The organism is Salinimicrobium aquimaris (genome assembly GCF_035607535.1).
Lineage (GTDB): Bacteria > Bacteroidota > Bacteroidia > Flavobacteriales > Flavobacteriaceae > Salinimicrobium.
In genome coordinates this window covers 300,955-324,611 of sequence record NZ_JAYDZX010000001.1, presented here as the reverse complement: position 1 = coordinate 324,611, position 23,657 = coordinate 300,955, and the positions used below count along the sequence as shown (strand labels likewise).

Below are 23,657 nucleotides of genomic sequence, written 5' to 3'. Positions count from 1 at the left end.
ATCAGAAAATTCTGGAAAATACTGGGTAAAACGCTGCTCGCCCTGCTGCTGCTTTTCATCATTTTGTTGATCGTATTTTCTATTCCCTCAGTCCAAACTTTTGTTGCCAAAATAATTACCGATAACCTCAAGGAAACTAAAGATGTAGATATCAATATTGGGCGCGTGGGTCTCACCTATAGTGGTAAATTGAATTTGCAGGATGTTCTTATCCTGGACCACCACAAGGATACGCTCATTTTTTCACAAAATGTACGTACTTCCGCCACCAGTCTTAAAAGCATCTACAACAACAATCCTACTCTTGGCCCTACAACAGCAAAACAGCTTTACATGGATATGAAGGTGTACGAAGGAGAAGAGCGGGACAACCTGAATATCTTTCTTAACAAACTAAAGAGCCAATCCAAAAAGGAGTCTACCCCATTTCTCCTCACTATTTCAAGGTTAGAGGTTGTCAACGGGAGATATGGTTATACAAATCATAATGTTAACTACCCCGAGGTTGTTTCGCTTGATGATCTCAATATCCTGGCCAGTGATCTTGTTGTTGACGGCTCTGATGTGTTTGTCGATGTGGACAGATTATCCGGTTTTGAGAAAAGGGGAATTCAGGTAGATCATTTGAGTACTGCCTTCAGTTATACTTCTGAAGAAATGGCTTTGAAAGATCTTCAGGTGGAGACGCCGTATTCCAGTATAGATGCAGATGTGCTTTTCGATATTACCAATGGTTTTGCCGGATTTATCAATAAAGTTCCTGTAAAGGCTGTTTTCAGGCCTTCAACCGTATCCACAAACGACCTGCAGCCTTTCTATAATAAATTTGGAAATAACCAGGAGATCAATTTTTCAACCAGCCTTGATGGAATTTTAAACGATTTTCACCTTTCCAACCTGGAAATGAGTGGCCTTGACCGCACTCGTTTGGTAGGAGAATTACAAATTAAAAATTCCTTATCGACAGAAGAAGAGGAATTCACTCTTGAGGGTAGTCTTAGTGAGCTTTCCACTAATTATTATGATCTGATCAATCTTCTACCGGGGCTGCTGCGGGAAAAATTACCTACAGAGCTCAGGGAGTTTGGAAATGTACAAATGGAAGGGAATATTTATGTTTCTGAAAACGCTCTTTCCACTAAAGCCCTTTTGTACTCTCAATTGGGAACTGCAAATGTAGATCTTAACCTAAAAGGTTTTGGCGAAACAGATCTTACTTCTTACAAAGGGCGGCTACAAGTGAAAAGCTTTAATATTGGCCGACTCGCAAACGTACAGGATCTGGGGACTACCTCCTTTAATATAACTTTTGACGGACGAGGTTTCTCTACTGAAACTCTTAATACCCAGGTGCAGGGGGTGATTTCAAGGCTTGTTTACCGCGGTTACGCCTACAATAACCTGAAGGTGCGGGGGACCCTGAAAGCTCCTTTGTTCAATGGAAATGTTATTTCTCTTGACCCCAACCTCCAGATGGAATTTAATGGTCTTGCCGATTTTTCGGCAGGCACTAATGTCTATGACTTTGAAGCTTCTGTTGCTCACGCAAATCTGGCTGCCATGAACCTAGTAAAAAGGGATAGTCTGGCCATTTTCCAGGGAGACATCATTATGAATATGGAGGGTACGAATCTCAATAACTTTGAAGGAGAAATATACCTGCTGAATACCTCATATAAAAATGAGAATGACTCTTATATGTTCAAAGACCTGGAGATCACCTCCTCCTTTGATGGACCCGTGAGGACAATTCAGGTAAATTCGCCGGATGTTATAAGTGGTACTATAGAAGGAATTTTTGATATTACAGAAGTGCCCGCTCTCGTGGAAAATGCTGTTGGTAGTCTCTATACCAATTATCGTCCCAACAAGATCACCACCAATCAATATCTGAATTTTGACTTTGATATTTATAATAAGATCGTAGAAGTCTTTTATCCGGAAATTACTCTGGCACCCAATACGTTTATCCGCGGAAGTGTAGAATCTGATGAATCTGAGTTTCGGCTTGCTTTTCGCTCACCTGAAATCAATGCTTTCAATAACCTCTTTGAAAAGGTTAATATTCAGGTAGATAACTCCAATCCGCTTTTTAATACCTACATAGAGATAGACAGCGTAGCTACCAGTTTCTATAATATCAAGGATTTTAATCTTATTAATGTTACACTTAATGATACACTCTTTATTCGATCTGAATTCAAGGGTGGACCTAAGAGCAATGATGTTTTCAATCTTAACATGTACCACACCATAAATGAAAACAATAACTCCGTGGTGGGTTTACAGCGTTCAGACATAAAGTTTAAGGAAAGTGTATGGCATCTCAATGAAGAAGGGAACAGGTCCAACAGAGTTATTTTTTCGAATGGAATGAACAATATAAGGGTGGATTCTCTCGTGTTAAGCCATGAAAATGAAGAGATACGCCTTGCAGGCCAGATGCGGGATTCGACCTATAAAGATTTTCAAATGGAGTTTGATAGTGTAGATCTTTATAAGATCACTCCTGAAATCAATAGTCTCGAAATGGGGGGAGTGGTGAATGGCTCCCTTAATCTATTGCAGGAGGACGGTGCCTATTATCCCAACACTTCTCTTACGGTACGGGATTTGACTATAAATGAACAGTTGCTTGGAGTACTCAATCTGGATGTTATGGGTAACCGCGACCTTAGTCTTTATAACGTAAATACCTCTCTTCGTAATGCCGGACTCGAGTCCTTGTCGGCTATTGGAGAAATTGTGGTAGACGGAGAATCTCCCGAGATCGATTTGGAGGTTGAACTCAAGAACTTTAATATGTCAGCGTTTAGTCCGCTGGGCAAGGATGTTCTCAATAACATACGGGGGTTGGTATCCGGGGAGGCAGATGTCACCGGGGACTACCGGAATCCCGATATAGATGGGCGTCTATTCTTGAATCGGGCAGGTTTATCAATTCCTTATTTAAATGTTGATTTTGCTTTTGAGGAAGGGGCCGTTGTGAACCTCACCCGACAGCAATTCAATTTTGACGAAATCAATATTACCGACACGAAATACAATACCACAGGAGTACTGGATGGAACAATTTCCCATACCAACTTCAGCAATTGGGTGCTGGGATTGAATATTTCCACAGACAGGCTATTGGTGCTCGATACCGGATACGATGACGAAGCTCTTTATTACGGTACGGGATTCATTGGCGGCAATGCTTCAATTTATGGTCCCACCTCAGAATTAGTCATTGATGTAATTGGAACTACCCGCAGGGGAACAGTTTTTAAAATTCCTATAAGTGATTCAGAAAGTATAGGAGATAACTCTTTTATTCACTTTTTAAGCCCTGAAGAAAAAGCTGCAAGACTGGCCGGGGAGGAACTACAGTTTGAGGAAGTAAAAGGACTGGAGCTTAATTTCGATCTTGATGTAACCAATGATGCCCTCGTAGAATTGGATATTGACGGCAGTATTTTAAGGGGAAGAGGAGCAGGAACTCTGTTGATCGAGATCAATACCCTTGGAAAATTCAATATGTGGGGAGATTTTATTGCCAATACAGGGGAATACATCTTTAACTACGGAGCTCTTCAAAAACGATTTGAAGTGCGGCCCGGAGGAACTATTAACTGGAATGGTAACCCGGCCCTTGCCGATCTAAATATGAGTGCTATTTATGAAGCACATGCCAATCCTGCTGTTATCCTGGATAATCCGGGGATTAGCCGAAGAATACCTGTAGATGTGGTGATCAACCTGGAAGGAGAACTTGTACAGCCCGATATTTCTTTTGATCTCGAATATCCCAATGTGGCTTCGGCGGTAAGGTCTGAGCTGGAATACAAAATCGAAACAAGCGGAAACAGTGAAGCTCAGGCATTCTCACTCCTTGCACTGGGGCAGTTCTATACTCCCGATGTTTTTGGTGGTAATGCCAGTAGCGCTATAATTGGGGGAGTATTCCAAAGTGCATCTTCAGGACTTTTTAGCAGTTTAGTTGGAGATGATGGAGGAGTGTTTGAAGTCGGTTTAAACTACGAACAAGGTTCAAGAACTCCTGAACAGTCTATGGCCGACAGATTTGGGGTTACTCTGTCCACGCAAATAAGTGAACGGGTTTTGATCAATGGTCAGGTTGGGGTGCCGGTTGGGGGTGTCACTGAGACTGTTATTGTAGGAAACCTCGAGATCGAATTTTTGCTTAATGAGGAAGGTAATCTGCGTGCAAAGATCTTTAACAGGGAAAATAATATTCAGTACCTGGGAGAGGAACTGGGCTTTACTCAGGGAGTTGGATTGTCCTACCAGGTAGATTTTGACACCTTTAAAGAGCTACTGCGCAAGATCGTCGATAAGGAAGTTGTAGCTGCCGCCATTCGAAAAGACGAAGAAGAGGGGCAGGGGGAGCAAAAGAAAAGTTTGGCGCCAGATTATATTAAGTTTCCGGGAGCCGATGACTTCTAAAGATAAGAGGTTCCAAAAATGACATTCTTGGAACCTCTTATTTTTCTACTTTGCAGCGATCATGCTGATCTCCACATTTACAAACTTGGGCAAATTGGCCACTTCCACAGTTTCTCGTGCCGGTGCTGTTGCTTCGTTAAAGTATTTGGAATAAACAGCATTGATCCTGGAGAAATTATTCATATCGCTAATGAAGATCGAGCTTTTCACTACGTTTTCAAAGCTCATTTCAGCTGCAGTGAGAATAGCTTTAAGATTACGCATTACCTGCTCGGTTTCTTCCTCGATAGTTTCTTGTTCCAATTCCCCATTAACCGGGTTGATAGCGATCTGTCCGGAAATGTACAGGGTGTTTCCGCTTAAAACCGCCTGATTGTATGCACCTATTGGTGCCGGGGCATCATTAGTCTGGATGATCTTTTTCATAGCTGAAGTATTTAAATTAAAGTCGTCTGTCTCTTTCTCTTCTCTTTTCATATTTGATATCTCTCAACAATGAAGATTTGATACCAATAAAGAAGTTCCACTGTTTATACACTCCAAAAGGAGTCCAGCTAAAGGTCATTCGCCAGCTTTCAAGGTCTCTGGCGAAACGCAGCTGGGTATGGGTAAATCCTGTGTTTACAAAATCATAACCCGAAGATGCACCAACAGTCCACTTTGGGGAAAGTTCAACATCGCCCGAAAACATCAACGAATGCGATGTTATCTGACTTTGCCGTGCATTATTGGCATAATTGAGGGTATACGCCAGGCGAAGGTCCCAGGGAATGTCAAAATTGTACCAGCTGTTTTCGCTTTCCTCTTCCTCAGCAGGATTTGTTTCTTTCTCATCATAGAAAGTCCCGTCAATATCCATGTCCTTTCCGAATAGATCATCCGGGCGACCTCCATTTCTGAAGGTTTGATTTTCCAGCCTGTTCACATTTTCCTTTCCTCCTGAAAATTGGTCGCTGGAGAAGGAATATCCAAAACTCATGTTGGCATTCGTAAGCCTGAAGAGACTTCCGCCATTCTCGATATTGAGTTTGTCAATCCGACGGTTCTCGTTGTTGAGAGCATAAATGTCTAGGTTAGTTCCAAAGTTGATGTCCAGCTTATTCTGAATAATTGGAATATTTCCGCGGACACTAATAGGGGAAAGCCTTAAAGAATCCCCCGCAAGATTGTACGAGGTGCTAACGTTAAAATTGTTCAGGAGCTTGACCTTACGCGGTTCGGCATCTACCGAGTCTTTAACTTTTGCTTCAAAGGTGTTGCTTAAAGAGAGGCCAATAGAGCTGGAAAACACCTTGCCGGGAGGACCATATAAAGTTCCCTGAAATCGGGAGTATTCTACTACGCGCTCTTCCCGGCCATCTGTTTCCGGAATAATATAATTATCGTAGTAATATCCAAAGCCGGGATTGATATTATAGCTTATGGAAGGGCGCAGAACATGCCTGATTGCCTGATATTTTCCATCCCCGCTAAAGTTCTTGGTTCCGTAGATTGTGGTTCCAATACTTGTATTGAAGTTGTAGGTGCGAAAAGAATCAAAGCCGCTCACAGTATCTATGACCTCTACGCGTGCTTCTTCGTCATAAGATCGTTCAAATGTCCTAAAAACCCAGTTCTCGGTATAATTTGTCCCTGCACTTACGCTCAAATAATTAAAAAGCTTAAAGTTGGTGGTAAGCGGAATGGAATGTTGTGCCCCTAAAATGGCATTTTTGAACATCTCCGGTTTAAAGAACAGGGAGTCGGTCGTTTGAAATCTATTCTCTCCCCTAAAATTGTACTGAAAATTTATGTTCTCAATAATGCCTTTTTTGGCACCTACTTTAGGCTCAAAAGGATAAACCCTGGCCATACTCGCCTGGACTGTGGGCAGGGTCATGTTGATCTGCTCTGTATTTGTATTCTGACTATGAGTAGCAGCAATACTCAGATTTATTTGAGGCTGAATATTAAAGGTCTTTGAATAGGAAACAGAGGAACTTAAGGTATTTGTCAATCGGTTCCCGGTGTTCATTTGATTGGTTGAAGCCTGGTAATAGTCACTACTACCAAGGTTCACTGCCGCTGAAAATCTCGAGGTAGGATTTGCTTTTGAATCCTGTGAGTGATTCCAACGCAGGTTATATATGGTCGATTCAGAGAAATCCGGAAAACCGGGTTCACTATTGATGAGTTTTTCAAACCGGAAGCTAAGGTTTCCTCTAAACCTGTATCGCAATGCGTAAGAGGACTCCATTCTCATTGCATAACTTCCATTGGTATAATAATCACCTAAGACCGTGAGGTCCACATAATCACTTATTGCGAAATAATAACCTCCATTCTGAAGAAAGAAACCTCTGTTGTTATCATCTCCAAAAGAGGGAATAATGAAGCCCGAAGTTTGTTCATCTGTCATTGGGAAATAGCCAAAAGGCAGTCCCAACGGAGTAGGAACATCGGCGATATACATATTGACGAGGCCCGAAACTATCTTCTTATCGGGAACAAATTTGATTCGCCGGGCATAGAAATAATAGTCAGGATTCTCTTCGTTTGGAGAGGTGGTAAACCTTACATTTTTCATGTAGTAGACCGAATCATTCTCTCTTTTAGTGATCTGCCCCAACACTTTGAACTCTCCCTGATCTGTTCGGGAATTGAAGACCAAAGCTCTTTCGGTATCAAAATTAAACCGGATGGAATCGGGGCGAACCACGCTTTCAGCTTGTGTAAACACAGGCTTTTGCGTATAAACTCCTGCCGAATCTACAATACCATAGGCGTAGACTTCATTCCTTTCGTTGTCTAAGATAATTTTTCCGGCAGTAATATTTATGTCGCCATAGGTGATCTCGGCATTGTCATAGAGATACAACCTGTTCTCACGGGGACTGAGACGCATATAGTCCTGTGCGGTGTAAACTACCCTATCGGTCAAAGGCTCATTTTTGGGACGCACTGTGTCCCGGGTAGTCGGAGTTAAAGAAATGACCGGAACAGGGGCTTCAATTCGTAAAGAATCGCGTATTGGTTGAACAGGTTCTCGTTCTGCAGGGATGCGGATACCTTCATTTGTTCTTATTTCCTGAGCTGTTGATTTTGAGGCTAAAGAAAGCAAAAAAATACAGCAGGAAAGTATGTAAAGTATCTTTGTTCGCAATGCTAGTTATACTATTTTTGTACAGTGTGGCCTGTTTTTTGAAGTTTCAAAATTACATATATTTTTTAAGGAACCTTTTGACTTAAGGAAAAATAATAACCGCCCCAATGAACCGTTATTTGCATATGAGAACGAAATTTTTTGCCCTATTTATATTTTTCAGTCTTACAATTTCCTTAGCTACAGCTTCTGCTGCAGAAGATCCCTATCTTGAAAAGTTTGTAGTCGTGATTGATGCCGGTCACGGAGGACAGGATCCGGGGAATTCCTGGAATGGTTATTCCGAGAAAAATATTGCCCTTAACATTGCCCTTAAAGTGGGTGCTGAACTTGAGAAACTTCCGGATGTAAAAGTGATCTACACCCGCAAAAGTGACGTATTTGTTACGCTCGCCGGCAGGGCCCAGATCGCCAATAAGGCCAAAGCCGATCTTTTCGTTTCCATTCACATGAATGGCCATAAATCCCAGGCTCAGGGTACTGAAACCTTTGTGCTGGGACTTCACCGAAACGAGGACAACCTGGAGGTGGCCATGAGGGAGAACGAGGTGATTTTTTTAGAGGAGGATTATGAAATGACCTATGACGGGTTCGATCCCAATTCTCCTGAATCCTATATCGGCTTAACTTTAATGCAGGAGGAATATCTCGAACAGAGCATTTTACTGGCAGATCTTATTCAGAAGAACTTTACCAACATCAACAAAAGAGTGAACCGGGGAGTGAAGCAGGCAGGTTTTCTTGTATTGAGGGAAACATATATGCCCAGTGTCCTTGTGGAGGCCGGCTTTTTGAGTAACAAATCTGAAGGAGCTTATCTCAACAGTGCCGCGGGCCAAACTGCAATATCTGAGTCCATTGTTCGTGCTGTAAAAGATTACAAGAATTCGATGAACCTTGAGATCCTTCAGAATATCGAAGCCAATCCTGCTGTGGATCTCGTCGATGAAGCTCCTAAACCAACTCTGGATGTCTATGACGGGATCACTTTTAAAGTACAATTGGCAGCCACAGGAAAAAAACTTGATCCCAGCGCCCGAAATTTTAAAGGTCTTACTCAGGTCTCCAGAAACAAGGAAGGCAAGCTCTTTAAATATTACTACGGAGCCACTTCCAGTTATGGGCAGGTACAGGATCTTCATGAAGAGGCAAAACGAAAGGGATATCGCGATTCCTATATCGTGGCATTCCGCGGAAATGAAAAGATCAGCGTTAATGACGCGTTAAAAACAAAAATGAAATAGACCTTCTTTACTATATAAATTTTATATTTGTCCTTCATCAAATAGGACAGTCTTTGTGAAATATACTAAAGAGGTAAAAACCGCTCTTCTGGCTATTGTTGCCATTCTTCTTTTTATTTTTGGTTATAGTTTCTTAAAAGGTAAAAACTGGTTCGATTCCAGCAGGACCTTTTATGCAGTCTATAATGATGTAGAAGGACTCACACCTTCTTCTGCTGTAACCATAAATGGCCTCAAGGTTGGAAATGTCAATAAGATCGGATTTTTAGATACTTCCGGTAAATTAGTAGTTTCCTTCACTGTTGATAATGATTTTCCTTTTGCAAAAAGTAGTGTGGCACAGATCTATGGAGGCGGACTTATAGGAGGGAAATCCATTGCTATTATTCCCGAATATGAAAAAGGGAATATGGCAGAATCTGGCGATACCCTTCAAAGCGCGATAGAAGAAGGATTGCTGGAACTGGTGAATGAAAGATTAACTCCATTACAGGAGAAGATCGAGAAAGTGATAGTGAGTACAGACTCCCTGATCAATTCCTTTAATGATGTAATGAATGCCGAAACCCGTGCTAATCTCAAGAACAGCATTGCGAATCTTAATGCGACAGTTGCTTCTCTAAATAATTCGGCAAATTCGGTTGAAGGTATTCTCAATGAGAATAGTAGTAAGCTCAACCGCACCTTTACAAACCTGGACGAGATGTCCACGAACCTGAACAATTTTTCTGATACCCTGGCCGACTTTGAGCTTAGAAAGGTGACGGAAGATCTGGAAAGGGCAGTGTCTAATTTTGAGACTGTTACCAGCAAACTGAATTCGGGAGAAGGAACTGCAGGTAAACTAATCAATGATCCTTCTGTATATAATAATCTTGAAAGGGCAACAAATCAGTTAGACGCTCTAATACAAGACGTCAAACTCAATCCAAAACGTTACGTACATTTTTCTATCTTTGGGAAAAACCCGGGACCTTATTCGCCCCCGAGAGATTCATTAAAATAACCAACCAATCATGCAGATTCTTGCACAAATCGCCTTTATCCTCGCTCTGGCAGTGGGGATAGGTATTTTTATTCGCAATATCCGGCGAATGATCAGAAATATCAAACTTGGGCGGGAAGCCGACCGAAGTGACAACCCCGGGAAACGCTGGGGGAAAATGGCCAAGATCGCTCTTGGTCAATACAAAATGGTGCGCCGACCGGTTTCCGGAATCGTTCACATTATAGTTTACCTTGGTTTCATCATCATCAACATTGAGGTGCTGGAGATCATTATTGATGGTATCTTTGGCACCCACAGGATCTTTGCTTTTGCCGGCGCTCCATACAGCTTCCTTATTGGTGCATTTGAGATCCTGGCCCTTCTTGTCCTTGTGGGAGTGATCATCTTCTGGATAAGACGTAATATAATTTACATCTACAGGTTTAGAGCCAGGGAATTAACGAAGTGGCCGAAGAACGACGCTAATTACATTCTGTACTTCGAGATGGTGCTTATGTCGCTGTTCCTCATTATGAACGCGGCCGATTATCAATTGCAATTAAACCTTGCTCCGCATTACGCAATGGCAAGTGGTGAAATCGCAGGTGCTTTTCCTGTAAGCAGCTTTTTACTTCCGCTACTGGATGGTTTATCAAATCCAACGCTCATAATCATAGAAAGAACTGCCTGGTGGTTGCATATCCTCGGAATTCTGTTTTTCCTTAACTATCTATACTATTCAAAACACCTGCATATACTCTTGGCTTTTCCGAATGTCTATTATTCCAAGATCAAACCTAAGGCCGAATTCGACAATATTGATGCCGTGACAAAAGAGGTGCAGTTGATGATGGATCCCGATGCCGATCCTTTTGCTGCGCCGGCAGAGCCTGAAGGTGAAGAAGAAGGGGAACCTGAAAAGTTTGGGGCATCAGATGTCTTTGACCTGGATCGGGTTCAGCTGCTTAATGCCTACACCTGTACAGAGTGCGGGCGTTGTACAGATCAATGTCCTGCAAATAACACCGGAAAACTGCTTTCTCCAAGGAAGATCATGATGGATACCCGCGATAGGCTTGAAGAGGTGGGAGAAAACATCAATAAGAATGGCAAGTTTGTGGATGACGGCAAGCAGCTCCTGGATGATTATATCAATAGAGAAGAGATATGGGCATGTACTACGTGCCAAATGTGCATAGAAGCTTGCCCTGTAGGAATTGATCCTCTATCCATTATCGTAGAAATGAGAAGATATCTTATGATGGAACAAAGTGCAGGCCCGGCCGATCTCAATAACGCCATGGGTAATATTGAGAATAACGGTGCTCCCTGGCCTTACAACCAGATGGACCGCCTTAATTGGGCAAACGAAAATTAATATCAAAAATGGCCTTTTTGAGGCTGCAACATAGATCATAATGGCAGAAAGTTTAAAAGTGCCTACAATGGCAGAATACATGGCAGAAGGTAAACAACCTGAAGTTCTTTTTTGGGTAGGTTGTTCCGGAAGCTTTGACGATAGAGCAAAAAAAATAACAAAAGCTTTTGTGAGGCTTCTGAATAAAGCAAATGTTGATTTTGCCGTTTTAGGAACCGAAGAAAGTTGTACCGGAGATCCTGCAAAAAGAGCCGGAAATGAATTTCTTTATCAAATGCAGGCTGCCGGTAATATCGAAGTTCTAAATGGATATGAAATAAAGAAGATCGTTACTACCTGTCCGCACTGCTTCAACATCATTAAGAACGAGTATCCCGGCTTAGGCGGTAATTATGAGGTAATGCACCATACCACCTTTCTAAAGTCCTTGCTTGAAGAAGGAAGACTAACAGTAGAAGGTGGTAAATTTAAAGGTAAGAGGATCACCTTTCATGACCCTTGCTACTTGGGGCGTGGTAACGGGATTTACGAAGCCCCGCGAGATCTCTTGAGAAAACTGGAAGTAGAGCTGGTGGAGATGAAAAGGTGTAAAAAAGATGCCATGTGTTGTGGTGCCGGCGGTGCCCAAATGTTCAAGGAACCTGAACCCGGAAAGGAAGATGTGAATGTTGCACGTACCGAACAGGCTATCGATGTAAAACCTGAAGTTATCGCAGCCGGATGTCCCTTCTGCAACACCATGATGACCGATGGAGTTAAAGCTAAAAATCGGGAAGACAATATTGCAGTGATGGATATTGCAGAAATGATCGCAACTGCCGAGGATCTGTAGTATTCCTATAGCAAAAACAAAGGGGCTGTAAAATGACATTTTTCAGCCCCTTTGTCTTTAGGATCTGTTTTCCAGCTTTAGAGCTTCTTCTTCCGGAGAAATATTTTTCACCAGGATGAGGATATCATCTTCCGTTAAACCTTCTTCAATATAATCTCCCTGCCTGCCTAACAGGTAAGCGTACTTTTCAATATAGGTGTGGTATTGAGGTGGTGCCGTAGTCTTATGTTTATCACCGTAGCCTTTTAAATAAGCAATTACTACCTCATCATCAGACACTCTAATATTCTTCTGTTTATCGTAGGTGCGGAGGATCTCAAGCGCCTTAAAAAGCCCCTGATTAAGCATTTCTTCATGAGTTTTTCCTCCGGAAACGTAAACAGGTTCAAAGAAATAGACATTAACAGGTGCAGTTATGGTAAAACAGTAGGATTCAACCGAATTGGTTAACTCATCCCAAATGCTACCCACCTCCACATGTATCTGCTTTTCTTCCCGCAACCAGTCTACAAGATCATATAGATTTTTACCTCGGGAATGGTAGCCCAAATCCTTTGCAAGCTTTATGAGTTCTTTTTCTTTCTTTTCCATAGAACAAATTTAAGTGAGGATCTTCCTAAGAATTATGATTTAAGTCAGCTTATCTTTTTCGTTTTTACTAATTGTGGAACAACGGCTTTATCTGTAAAACTTGTACAACTTTAACCTTCTGAAATTGGATTCCCGGCTGCATTTCTTTTATTTTTGTAGCACTAAATTTATCCCAAGTAATGTTTGTCCCATTTGAAACTTTACCTGAAAGTTCCCGCGTTTGGATCTATCAGTCAAATCGCTCTTTTACAGAGGAAGAGCTCAAGGAAATTAAAGAAAAACTTCAATCATTTATTGAACAATGGACTGCCCACGGTGCAAACCTCAAAGCGTCTTTTGAATTGCGATATAAACGTTTTATAATTCTTGCACTGGACCAAAAGGTCAATGCGGCTACCGGTTGCTCAATAGACGAATCGGTAAGGTTTATACAACAGCTCGAAAAAGACTATAACGTTGATCTGCTTGATAAGATGAATGTCTCCTATAAACAGGGAGATTTTGTAGCCTATAAGACCCTAACCGACTTTAGAAAAATGGCTAAAGACAAAGCCGTTTCTCCTAAAACCATAGTGTTTAACAACCTCGTGAACAATAAAGCCGAATACCTTTCAGATTGGGAAGTTCCTGCATCCGAAAGCTGGCACAAGCGTTTCCTGAATTAATGACAATTAAGAACAAGATATTTTTAGGCCTCATATTGGCCTTATTTTCTATTTCCCCGTTTTCTTATTCCCAAAGCAGTCCTTTAATTGCTGAAGATGTTCAGGGACAACGGCGATGGGTAGACAGCATATACAATTCGCTGACCCTTAAAGAAAAGGTGGGGCAGTTATTTATGATCGATGTAGTTTCCTCAGATCCTCCCGGAAAAATTGAGAGGGTAAGGGAGCTGGTGAGGCAGGAATATGTTGGCGGACTTATTTTCTCCAAGGGCGGGCCAATACGGCAGGCCAAAATTAATAATGAGCTACAAGAACTTGCAAAAATTCCGCTAATGATTGGAATGGATGCCGAATGGGGACTTGCGATGAGACTGGATTCTACTTATGCCTTTCCATGGAACATGACCCTTGGCGCTATTCAGGATGAAAACTTGATCACAGAAGTGGGTGTAAATATCGCCCGGCAGTCAAAAAGGCTCGGAGTGCATATCAATTTTGCTCCTGTAGTAGATATAAACACCAATCCCAAAAATCCGATCATTGGAAACCGTTCCTATGGTGAAAATAAGAACAATGTTTCCCGTAAAGCAACTGCCTTCATTAAAGGTATGCAGCGGGAAGGGGTTTTGAGCAGCGCTAAACACTTTCCGGGACACGGGGATACCGAAAGGGATTCGCACAAAACGCTTCCTACTATTGATTTTTCAAGAGACAGGATCTTTAGAGAAGAGCTGTATCCATATAGGAAACTTATTGAGGAAGGACTGGGCAGCGTAATGGTAGCGCATTTAAATGTACCCAGTCTTGAAGATCGGCAGAATTTCCCTTCTACACTTTCACACCAAATTGTCACCGGGGTTTTGAAGGAGGAGATGGATTTTAATGGTCTCATTATTACAGATGCCCTTAATATGAAGGGAGTTTCAGATTTTGATGAACCGGGGGAAATAGAACTGGCGGCCTTTCTTGCAGGAAACGACATTTTGCTCTATTCACAAAATGTTCCTGTAGCTTCAGAAATGATCATAGAAGCTTATAATAAAGGATTAATTACCGAAGAACGCCTGAAGCATTCGGTAAGAAAGATCTTGTATGCAAAATATAAAGCAGGGCTTAACAACTTTGAACCTGTAGATCCCGCTTATCTTATTGAAGATCTAAATAGCCTTCAAAATGATGTTCTAGCCCATAAGCTCTATGAGAATGCAATGACGGTGATCAAGAATGACCGGTCTGCAATTCCAATAAAGGATCTTGAAACCAGCAAGATCGCCTATGTGCATTTTGGTGAGGATTCCGGAGATGCTTTTTTTGACCAGCTAAACAAGTACGCACAGGTGGATTCAATTTCTGCAGAAAACCTGAATGAGCTGCTGGATAAATTAGATTCCTATAACCAGGTGATCATTGGTTACCATCAATCTTCTGCTTCACCCTGGAGTGGCTTTAGGCTGAATGAGAGACAGCAAACCTGGCTGTATGAGATTGCCAGGAAGAATAGAGTCATACTTAATGTCTTTACCAGCCCTTATGCTTTACTTGATCTCGAGAGCACAGGGAATTTTGAGGCAATACAAGTGGCTTATCAAAATACTGAACTGGCGCAGCAAAAAGCAGCGCAGGTCATTTTTGGGGCATTGGAGGCCAAAGGAAAACTTCCTGTAAGCGCCGGAAATAATTTTCCTGTTGGCACCGGCTTCAGAACCAGAAACCTCGAAAGACTGTCATACGGTCTTCCCGAACAAGTAGGGATGAATTCCTACAAACTTCAAAGAATTGATGAGCTTATAGACAAAGCTATTAATGAGAAAATGACTCCGGGGCTTCAGGTATTGATCGCAAGAAAAGGAAAAGTGATCTATGAAAGAAATGCCGGCTACCACACCTATGAAAAAGAAAGACCTGTACAGGCTTCAGATGTTTATGATCTCGCTTCCCTAACCAAAATACTGGGCACCCTTCCGCTATTGATGGAACTGGTGGATAAGGATGAACTGGATCTGGACACTACATTGGGTGAAATGTTACCTTACTTCCGCGGAAGCAATAAGGAAAATCTTACCGTACTGGATATGCTCTCGCATTACGCCCGACTCAAAAGCTGGATCCCCTTTCACCGGATGACCATTGACCCAAAAACAAAAAAGCCGGATGTAAAATATATTCGTTCCCGGGAAGATCGAGGCTATAATGTACAAATTGCCGAAAATTTCTATGCACGCAATGATATTAGAGATACAATCCTTAAGGTGATTAGGGACAGCGAACTTGAAAAGAGAAAGACGTACAAGTATAGTGATCTCCCATACTACCTGCTCAAGTTCTACCTGGAAGATATTTACGGCACTTCTCTTGAATATCTCGCCCAGGATCATTTCTATAAATCTTTAGGAGCTCACAGCACCACTTATTTACCACTAAAGAAACTTCCTGAGGAAAGGGTCGTTCCAACCGAAAATGACCGCAACTGGAGAGGTCAACTGCTCCACGGTTATGTACATGATGAAGGAGCAGCATTGCTGGGAGGGATTGGCGGCCAGGCAGGTCTTTTTTCCAACGCCAATGATGTAGCCAAGATCATGCAGATGTATTTGAATGGCGGGAAATATGGCGGGAAACGATATTTGGATCAAAAGACGGTAGATAAGTTCAACACCTGTTACTATTGCGAACAGGATGTAAGAAGGGGAGTGGGCTTTGATAAACCACAGCTTTTAAATGTGGGGCCTACCTGTGGCTGTGTTTCCATGACCAGCTTTGGGCATAGCGGTTTTACAGGAACTTTTACCTGGGCAGACCCCGATGAAGAAATAGTTTACGTATTTTTAGCAAACCGTATACATCCATCGGCAGCGAACAATGAGCTTACGAGGGAGAGCATCCGGTCAAATATTCAGGAACTTATTTACGAAGCTATAGATCGCTAGAAAATGAAAATTGCCATTGTTTGTTACCCCACCTTTGGTGGAAGTGGCGTGGTTGCTACAGAATTGGGAATGGCCCTCTCCAGGAGAGGCCATGAGATACATTTTATTACCTATAAACAGCCGGTAAGGCTGGAGCAACTTTCTCACAACATACATTTTCATGAAGTAAACGTACCCGAATATCCACTTTTTCACTATCAACCATATGAACTGGCCTTAAGCAGTAAACTGGTAGATATGGTGAAGCTTCATAAAATCGAAGTTCTTCATGTACATTATGCCATTCCTCACGCTTACGCGGGTTATATGGCGAAGAAAATGCTGGAGGAAGAAGGGATCTACCTGCCAATGGTAACTACCCTTCATGGAACAGACATTACCCTTGTTGGAAATCATCCTTTCTACAAACCTGCAGTGACCTTTAGCATCAACAATAGCGACGTGGTTACTTCGGTTTCTCAAAGTTTAAAAGCCGATACCCTGCGGCTCTTTGATGTGAAGCGCGAGATCAATGTGGTTCCTAATTTTATAGACACTACAAAATACACCCAATCTGTTAGCAACTGTCAAAGAAATATGCTGGCTGCAAACGATGAGAGGATCATTACTCACGTGAGTAATTTGCGGAAGGTAAAACGGGTGAGAGATGTAGTCATGATCTTCTATGAAGTTCAGAAAAAGCTGAAATCCAAACTTATTATGGTAGGGCAGGGGCCCGAAAGGGAAATGGCCGAAGAACTGGTCCATGATCTGGGACTTGAAGAAAAGGTATTGTTTTTAGGCGAATCCCATGAAATTGACAAAGTGCTCAGTTATTCAGACCTGTTCCTGTTACCTTCAGAAAAAGAGAGCTTTGGTCTTGCTGCACTGGAGGCGATGGTGAATGGTGTGCCGGTGATCTCGACGAATACCGGAGGTCTTCCGGAAGTCAATAAAGATGGATTTTCCGGATTTTTAAGCGATGTGGGAGAAGTAGAGGAAATGGCGGCAAATGCGCTGACAATTCTGGAAAACGATGAAACCCTCAAACAGTTTAAGGAAAACGCCCGCAAACAATCCTTTATTTTCGATATCTATTCAGTAGTTCCTTTATATGAGGACCTTTACCAGGATGCACTTGACTCAGTGCAAAAATTAAAGACTGCCCAAAATTAGTTTTTTGACACCCAGGTAAAAGGTAATTCTGCAAATAAAAAAGAGGATGCCCATCGGCATCCTCTTTCGATATTTATATTCTGGTTCTAAAACTGGTAACGAATACCAAGTGCCAGGTCAAAGTCAAGATCGTCTCCGTAATAATTGATCACTCCTATTTCCGGACGAAAATCCAGAGATAGCAATAGCGGAAAATCGAAATCATACTCGATACCAATGTTTCCGGCTGCATTAACGAAAATTCCGTCGTCGTCGTTGTCCCAACGATCATCATTGTGCCCATCAACAGAACCTACTCCGGCTCCAAAACCGGCATACCAGTTAAAGCCTCCGTCGATGTTCCAAACCCAATGGTAAAGACCTGAAAGCTTAAATGCGTCGTAATATTTTCCGTTTCTCCAGCCAAGATCTAATTCCAGCCGGTTATTGTCGGAAAGGCCTCTTTGATAGGAGATCTCTGTTCCCACGCCATCACTTCCGCCAAGACGGAGACCCAAAGCATTATCGGCTATGGATTGGGCTTGTGAACTCAAGGTTAGACCAAGAACACAAAAGGCTAATAAGATCAATTTTTTCATATCTTTTCTTTTTATTTGTTGTTGTAAAATTAGAGGTTCTGAATGTGCGAGAACCCTTGGCTTTCGCTAATATAATGTTAATTTTGATTCAAATCTGCCAGCATAAGCCTTAAAACACTCATTATTATACAACTATGACGCAGCAACTAAGAACCCTGGCAGATGCCTTGACGGGAGAACTTTTCTATGATGACCTGTGGCGCAGGATCTTTGCTACAGATGCCTCTGTTTATCGCACGCTTCCGCTTGCAGTTGCGTATCCCAAAACTGTGGAGGATCTTCAATCCCTCATCTTGTTTGCTGCCAAAAATGAAACTTCCCTTATTCCCCGAACTGCCGGTACTTCCCTTGCAGGACAGTGTGTAGGAGAGGGGATCGTTGTTGATGTTTCCAAATATTTTACCGGGATTCTTGAACTTGATACAACAAAAAAGAGAGTGAAAGTTCAACCCGGCGTGATAAGGGATGATCTCAACAGGTACCTTAAACCTCACAACCTCTTTTTTGGACCCAATACTTCAACTTCAAATCGCTGCATGATTGGCGGGATGGCAGGTAACAACTCCAGCGGCACCACCTCGATCAAATACGGCGTTACCCGTGACAAGGTGGTGGGGATGAAAGTTCTCCTCAGCGATGGGTCTGAAGCTATATTTTCTGAAATAACTTCGGAAGAATTCCGCAGCAAAATGGAATTGAATTCCATGGAAGGGGAGATCTACCGGAAGCTTTATGAAGAGCTTAAATCTGAAGCTGTCCGGGAGGAGATCATTAACGGTTTTCCAAAACCTGAAATTCACAGGCGCAACACAGGCTATGCTGTAGATGAGCTTATAAAAGCTGAAGTTTTAGGTGGTACTGAAGAGAAGATCAATATCTGTAACTTGTTGTGTGGAAGTGAAGGCACCCTTGCCTTTACTACCGAAATTACTTTACAGCTGGACGACTTACCTGCTGAAAATGCGGTAATGATCGCGGCTCATTTTGATTCGGTTGAAAAATGTTTGCAGGCGGTAGTTCCCGCTATGCAGCATTCATTATTTACTTGTGAAATGATGGATAAGGTAATTCTCGACTGTACGAAGAATAGCCTTAAATACAGGGAAAACAGGTTCTTTATTGAAGGAGATCCGGCGGCAATTTTGATGCTGGAACTAAGATCTTCTTCTGAAGAAGAGTTGACCGATCGCACTGCCGAACTACTTAAAACCCTTACCGATTCAGAATTGGCCTATGCACTTCCAGTTCTTCGGAATGACACTATAGAACTAGCTTTAGAATTGCGAAAAGCCGGGCTTGGATTGCTGGGAAACATTGTTGGGGATCGTAAGGCTGTGGCCTGTATTGAAGATACGGCTGTGGCGGTTGAAGATCTTGCTGCATATATTTCAGAATTTTCTGCACTCATGAAGAGTTATGGTCAGGATGCGGTTTACTATGCCCATGCAGGTGCCGGGGAACTGCATCTGCGACCTATACTAAATCTGAAAAAAGATTCTGATGTTGTCCTTTTTAGAAAGATCACAGAAGACGTAGCTGCCCTGGTCAAAAAATACGGTGGTTCCATGAGTGGCGAGCACGGGGATGGAAGGGTGAGAGCAGAGTTTATAAAATTCATGATAGGGGAAAAGAATTATGACCTTCTAAAAAGGGTAAAAAAGATCTTCGATCCAAAGGACATTTTTAATCCCGGCAAGATCATCGATGCACCACCAATGGATGAGAGTTTGCGTTATGAGCCGGGCCGAGAGGAGCCGGAGATGAATACCATTATGGATTTTTCTGATTCTCTTGGAATCCTTAGAGGTGCCGAAAATTGTAATGGTAGTGGCGATTGCCGTAAACCGGCCGAGGCTGGAGGAACTATGTGCCCCAGTTACCGCGCTACCCGTAACGAAAAGGACACCACCCGCGCCCGGGCGAATGCACTCAGGGAGTTTTTGACAAATTCTGATAAAGCAAACCGGTTTGATCACGAAGAACTGAAAGAAGTACTGGATCTTTGTATAAGCTGTAAAGGCTGTAAAAGTGAGTGTCCATCAAATGTGGACATGGCTGCGTATAAAGCTGAATTTCAATACCAATACAACAGGGCCAATGGAAGCTCTCTCCGCTCAAAAGCTTTTGCTTTTAACACCATGATGAACAAAAAGGCATCGAAAATCTCCCCTTTTTCGAACCTCATTTTTTCCGGTTCTTTAACCTCCGGTTTGATCAAAAGAACTATGGGAATAGCGGCGCAGCGTAAGCTTCCGCAGCTCTCGAAGACGAGCTTGTCGAAATATTTCAGGAAGAATCAACAGAGAATTAGTATTCCGATAAAAACTGTCTACCTCTTTAATGATGAATTCACCAACTACTTGGATGCCGAAGTGGGAGTGGCAACCTTGAACCTGCTTTGGAAACTTAATTATGATGTAAAGATCATAGAACATCCCGAAAGTGGTCGTGGTTTTATTTCAAAGGGATTTCTAAAGGAAGCAAAAGAAGTTGCCAATAGGAATATTAGCATTTTTAAGGATATAGTTTCTGAAGAAAATCCGCTCATTGGATTGGAACCTTCGGCTATTTTGAGCTTTAGAGATGAGTACCTGAGGCTGGCAGATGATAAAGCTGCTGCAGAGAAGATATCCAAAAATGCCTTTTTATTGGAGGAATTCTTCAAGAAAGAAGTACTTGCCGGAAATATTACTGCCGACTCCTTTACTTCAGAAAAAAAGAGGATAAAGCTGCATGGCCATTGCCACCAGAAGGCGCTTTCGGGAGTGGAAAGCACTTTTATCATGCTCAACCTTCCGCAGAATTTTGAGGTCACCGTAATTCCTTCCGGTTGCTGCGGAATGGCGGGTTCATTTGGCTATGAAAAAGAGCATTACGAGGTAAGCATGCAGATAGGGGAACAAACGCTCTTTCCGGCTGTGAGAAAAGCTTCAGAAGAGACCATCATCGCTGCTCCCGGAACCAGCTGTCGTCACCAGATCTATGACGGAACGGGGAAAAAGGCCCTGCACCCTGCTGTTATCATGGCAGGAGCGCTTAAATAACATTTTTTAATGTTATCTTAAAAAATTACATTTGCTCAAAATCACCTTCAATGGCCGGAAATTCCTTCGGAAAACTTTTTAGACTTACCACATTTGGCGAATCTCATGGCGAAGCTATTGGAGGAGTCATTGATGGTTGTCCTGCCGGACTCGAGCTAGACCTTGAGCTAATTCAGCAGGAAATGAACCGTAGAAAACCGGGGCAATCTGCTATTGTGACCCAGCGCAAGGAACCCGATACAGTGAAGTTCCTTTCTGGCATTTTTGAAGGGAAAACAACGGGAACACCTATTGGTTTCATTATTGAAAATGCAAACCAGAAGTCCAAAGATTATTCTCATATCAAGGATGTTTACCGTCCTTCTCATGCCGATTATACCTATGATCAAAAATACGGGAACCGCGATTACAGGGGAGGAGGAAGATCTTCGGCAAGAGAAACAGCCTGCAGGGTAGCTGCCGGTGCAATTGCCAAACAATTATTATCTGGAATTAAGATTACGGCTTACACGTCGTCAGTCGGAGATTTAAAGCTTGAGAAGAAATTTGAAGAGCTGGATCTTTCAGAAATAGAAAAAAATCCGGTGCGTTGTCCTGATCCTGAGACTGCATCAAAAATGGAAGCCTTCATTAAAGAAATACGTTCACAGGGAGATACTGTGGGAGGTGTAGTGGAGTGCGTAATTTCCAATGTTCCCGTGGGACTTGGAGAACCTGTTTTTGACAAACTTCACGCTGCCCTCGGTTCGGCCATGCTGTCCATTAATGCGGTAAAAGGTTTTGAGTACGGCAGCGGATTTGCAGGGGCAGCAATGAAAGGCAGTGAGCATAATGACCTTTTTGAGGCAGATGGAAAGACTAAGACGAACTTTAGCGGTGGCATCCAGGGAGGAATTTCGAACGGAATGGATATTACCTTCAGGGTAGCATTTAAGCCTGTTGCCACGCTCATGCAAAAACAGGAGACCATTGATGCCGAAGGGCGAAAAGTAGAGATGCAGGGCAAGGGGAGACATGACCCTTGCGTGGTGCCACGGGCAATTCCTATCGTGGAAGCTATGGCCGCCCTTGTTTTAGCAGATTATTACTTACAGAATAAAACCTCGAAACTATAACAACAGAGACTTCAATATGAAAAAATTAGCACTGCACTGGCAGATATTACTTGGAATGGTTGCCGGGGTAATTTTTGCCCTTCTCATGACCAATTTTTCCTGGGGAGCCGAATTTATTAGCGACTGGATAAAACCATTCGGAAATATTTTCATCAATGCCCTCAAGTTAATTGCAGTGCCCCTTATTCTGGCTTCTCTTATTAAAGGGATCTCAGATCTTAAGGACATTTCGAAGTTGTCTAAAATGGGAACCCGTACTATATTAATTTACATTGGTACCACCGTCATTGCAGTAACCATCGGGCTTGTGATGGTAAACCTCATTCAGCCGGGTGATGCGATTAGCGAAAGCACCCGTAATGACCTCATTACAAGTTATGAAGGAGATGCTAATGTTCGTATTGCCGATGCCCAGCGACAAAAGGAAGCAGGACCACTACAGGCTCTTGAAGATTTGGTGCCGGGAAATATTTTTGCTGCAGCCAGCGATAACGGAAACATGCTACAGGTGATCTTCTTCGCCATCTTCTTCGGAATAGGTCTTATCCTCATTCCTGAAGAAACAGCCAAACCTGTAAAAGCCTTTTTTGACGGGTTTAATGAAGTCATTCTAAAACTGATCGACCTGATAATGCTGGCAGCACCTTATGGTGTTTTCGCCTTACTTGCAGCTCTGGTCGTTGAATCCCCCAGCGCCGATCTCTTTGCGGCTCTGGCTTATTATGCATTGACCGTGCTTATAGGTCTTGCCCTGATGATCGGGGTTTATATGATCATCGTATGGATGGTTACAGGCAGGACTCCGGCGTTTTTTGAAAACGGTATAGCACCTGCACAGCTTCTGGCTTTTTCGACCAGTTCCAGTGCGGCTACACTTCCTGTTACCATGGAAAGAACCGAGGAACATCTTGGCGTACATGAAGAGGTCACAAGTTTTGTACTTCCAATTGGTGCTACTATAAATATGGATGGAACAAGTTTGTATCAGGCAGTGGCTGCAGTATTTATTGCGCAGGCCTTTGGTATGGATCTTTCCATTGGAGCACAATTGGGAATAATTGCCACCGCCACCTTAGCCTCGATAGGTTCAGCGGCAGTACCGGGTGCCGGAATGGTGATGCTCGTGATCGTACTTGCACAGGCGGGTATTCCTGAAGCCGGTCTCGCCCTGATATTTGCAGTTGACCGTCCCCTGGATATGTGCCGTACCATGGTGAATGTAACAGGAGATGCAGCCGTTTCTATGATGGTAGCAAAGTCTGTGGACAAGCTTGGGGAACCACATGAGAGAAAATGGGATGAGAACCTTCCGAAAAAAGAAACAGAGAATGTACACTAGATTTTTCAGACTTAAAGACTGATAAGATATTCTCCCTTAAGCCCGGAACTTTGCTCCGGGCTTTTTTGTCCAAGGCGTACAGCCTTTTCTTTTTGCGTTGTAGTTTAAAAGAAGTATTTCTTTAGGAAAGCCTGTAAGGCTTAAAAATTACAATCCCTACAACCTTCCGCGATAGAAGATTCCAGATAAGATCCAGGAGCCAAAATAATG

Annotated in this window: 15 protein-coding genes; 11 read left to right on the top strand and 4 right to left on the bottom strand. The window is 42.7% G+C overall.

Features of this window, described 5'->3' with window-relative positions; translation table 11 throughout:
• The first annotated feature begins 66 nt into the window (after positions 1-66).
• Positions 67-4,449, top strand: coding sequence for a translocation/assembly module TamB domain-containing protein (locus tag VR862_RS01475; protein WP_324719166.1), 4,383 nt, complete (start codon positions 67-69; stop codon positions 4,447-4,449).
• A 45-nt stretch (positions 4,450-4,494) separates the two neighbouring features.
• Here the strand turns inward: VR862_RS01475 and VR862_RS01470 are convergent, their stop codons facing one another.
• Together VR862_RS01470 and VR862_RS01465 are read right to left on the bottom strand one after the other, a co-directional pair.
• Positions 4,495-4,875, bottom strand: a complete 381-nt coding sequence (locus VR862_RS01470) for a Rid family detoxifying hydrolase (protein ID WP_324719632.1) — start codon at positions 4,873-4,875, stop codon at positions 4,495-4,497.
• 16 nt (positions 4,876-4,891) lie between these two features.
• Positions 4,892-7,549 carry a putative LPS assembly protein LptD gene (locus VR862_RS01465; protein WP_324719165.1) on the bottom strand — a complete coding sequence of 886 codons (2,658 nt, stop codon included), beginning with the start codon at positions 7,547-7,549 and terminating at the stop codon, positions 4,892-4,894.
• Between the two features lie 167 nt (positions 7,550-7,716).
• Between VR862_RS01465 and VR862_RS01460 the strand changes: the two genes are divergently transcribed.
• Genes VR862_RS01460 through VR862_RS01445 form a run of 4 tightly spaced genes read left to right on the top strand, consistent with a single transcriptional unit; the run spans position 7,717 to position 12,033 of the window.
• On the top strand, positions 7,717-8,835 hold the full coding sequence (locus VR862_RS01460) for an N-acetylmuramoyl-L-alanine amidase family protein (protein WP_324719164.1): 1,119 nt from the start codon (positions 7,717-7,719) through the stop codon (positions 8,833-8,835).
• Between the two features lie 55 nt (positions 8,836-8,890).
• Positions 8,891-9,841 carry an MlaD family protein gene (locus VR862_RS01455; protein WP_324719163.1) on the top strand — a complete coding sequence of 317 codons (951 nt, stop codon included), beginning with the start codon at positions 8,891-8,893 and terminating at the stop codon, positions 9,839-9,841.
• A 10-nt stretch (positions 9,842-9,851) separates the two neighbouring features.
• Positions 9,852-11,201 (top strand): 4Fe-4S dicluster domain-containing protein, encoded by a 1,350-nt coding sequence (locus VR862_RS01450; RefSeq protein WP_324719162.1) that lies wholly within the window; start codon positions 9,852-9,854, stop codon positions 11,199-11,201.
• Positions 11,202-11,241: 40 nt separating this feature from the next.
• A complete protein-coding gene (locus VR862_RS01445; protein ID WP_324719161.1) occupies positions 11,242-12,033 on the top strand; it encodes a (Fe-S)-binding protein in 792 nt (263 codons plus the stop codon).
• A gap of 57 nt (positions 12,034-12,090) precedes the next feature.
• On the opposite strand, the gene VR862_RS01440 is transcribed toward VR862_RS01445, so the two are convergent.
• Positions 12,091-12,624 carry a hypothetical protein gene (locus VR862_RS01440; protein ID WP_324719160.1) on the bottom strand — a complete coding sequence of 178 codons (534 nt, stop codon included), beginning with the start codon at positions 12,622-12,624 and terminating at the stop codon, positions 12,091-12,093.
• A gap of 179 nt (positions 12,625-12,803) precedes the next feature.
• Here VR862_RS01440 and VR862_RS01435 point away from each other — a divergent pair, with 179 nt between their 5' ends.
• From VR862_RS01435 to bshA, 3 genes are read left to right on the top strand one after another with little or no spacing between them, the layout of a single operon-like run.
• Entirely contained in the window at positions 12,804-13,289 is a 486-nt protein-coding gene (locus VR862_RS01435) for an ABC transporter ATPase (RefSeq protein WP_324719159.1), read from the top strand.
• Positions 13,289-16,216, top strand: coding sequence for a serine hydrolase domain-containing protein (locus tag VR862_RS01430; protein WP_324719157.1), 2,928 nt, complete (start codon positions 13,289-13,291; stop codon positions 16,214-16,216). The genes VR862_RS01435 and VR862_RS01430 overlap by 1 nt, the downstream gene beginning before the upstream one ends.
• Positions 16,217-16,219: 3 nt before the next feature.
• Positions 16,220-17,371: an N-acetyl-alpha-D-glucosaminyl L-malate synthase BshA gene (gene bshA / locus VR862_RS01425; RefSeq protein WP_324719156.1), complete on the top strand. Its 1,152-nt coding sequence runs from the start codon at positions 16,220-16,222 to the stop codon at positions 17,369-17,371.
• Between the two features lie 86 nt (positions 17,372-17,457).
• Here the strand turns inward: bshA and VR862_RS01420 are convergent, their stop codons facing one another.
• Positions 17,458-17,949, bottom strand: coding sequence for a hypothetical protein (locus tag VR862_RS01420; protein WP_324719155.1), 492 nt, complete (start codon positions 17,947-17,949; stop codon positions 17,458-17,460).
• A gap of 134 nt (positions 17,950-18,083) precedes the next feature.
• Here VR862_RS01420 and VR862_RS01415 point away from each other — a divergent pair, with 134 nt between their 5' ends.
• Genes VR862_RS01415 through VR862_RS01405 form a run of 3 tightly spaced genes read left to right on the top strand, consistent with a single transcriptional unit; the run spans position 18,084 to position 23,447 of the window.
• Positions 18,084-20,993 carry an FAD-binding and (Fe-S)-binding domain-containing protein gene (locus tag VR862_RS01415; RefSeq protein ID WP_324719154.1) on the top strand — a complete coding sequence of 970 codons (2,910 nt, stop codon included), beginning with the start codon at positions 18,084-18,086 and terminating at the stop codon, positions 20,991-20,993.
• A gap of 50 nt (positions 20,994-21,043) precedes the next feature.
• Positions 21,044-22,108 (top strand): chorismate synthase, encoded by a 1,065-nt coding sequence (gene aroC / locus VR862_RS01410; RefSeq protein WP_324719153.1) that lies wholly within the window; start codon positions 21,044-21,046, stop codon positions 22,106-22,108.
• 16 nt (positions 22,109-22,124) lie between these two features.
• Positions 22,125-23,447, top strand: a complete 1,323-nt coding sequence (locus tag VR862_RS01405) for a dicarboxylate/amino acid:cation symporter (RefSeq protein ID WP_324719152.1) — start codon at positions 22,125-22,127, stop codon at positions 23,445-23,447.
• Positions 23,448-23,657 lie beyond the last annotated feature (210 nt).

Excerpts from the sequence above, each read along its gene's own strand:
- VR862_RS01440 (WP_324719160.1), bottom strand. The coding sequence starts at position 12,624 with ATGGAAAAGAAAGAAAAAGAACTCATAAAGCTTGCAAAGGATTTGGGC.
- bshA (WP_324719156.1), top strand. The coding sequence starts at position 16,220 with ATGAAAATTGCCATTGTTTGTTACCCCACCTTTGGTGGAAGTGGCGTG.
- VR862_RS01435 (WP_324719159.1), top strand. The coding sequence starts at position 12,804 with ATGTTTGTCCCATTTGAAACTTTACCTGAAAGTTCCCGCGTTTGGATC.
- VR862_RS01420 (WP_324719155.1), bottom strand. The coding sequence starts at position 17,949 with ATGAAAAAATTGATCTTATTAGCCTTTTGTGTTCTTGGTCTAACCTTG.
- VR862_RS01460 (WP_324719164.1), top strand. The coding sequence starts at position 7,717 with ATGAGAACGAAATTTTTTGCCCTATTTATATTTTTCAGTCTTACAATT.
- VR862_RS01405 (WP_324719152.1), top strand. The coding sequence starts at position 22,125 with ATGAAAAAATTAGCACTGCACTGGCAGATATTACTTGGAATGGTTGCC.
- VR862_RS01470 (WP_324719632.1), bottom strand. The coding sequence starts at position 4,875 with ATGAAAAAGATCATCCAGACTAATGATGCCCCGGCACCAATAGGTGCA.
- VR862_RS01415 (WP_324719154.1), top strand. The coding sequence starts at position 18,084 with ATGACGCAGCAACTAAGAACCCTGGCAGATGCCTTGACGGGAGAACTT.
- VR862_RS01445 (WP_324719161.1), top strand. The coding sequence starts at position 11,242 with ATGGCAGAAAGTTTAAAAGTGCCTACAATGGCAGAATACATGGCAGAA.
- aroC (WP_324719153.1), top strand. The coding sequence starts at position 21,044 with ATGGCCGGAAATTCCTTCGGAAAACTTTTTAGACTTACCACATTTGGC.
- VR862_RS01430 (WP_324719157.1), top strand. The coding sequence starts at position 13,289 with ATGACAATTAAGAACAAGATATTTTTAGGCCTCATATTGGCCTTATTT.
- VR862_RS01450 (WP_324719162.1), top strand. The coding sequence starts at position 9,852 with ATGCAGATTCTTGCACAAATCGCCTTTATCCTCGCTCTGGCAGTGGGG.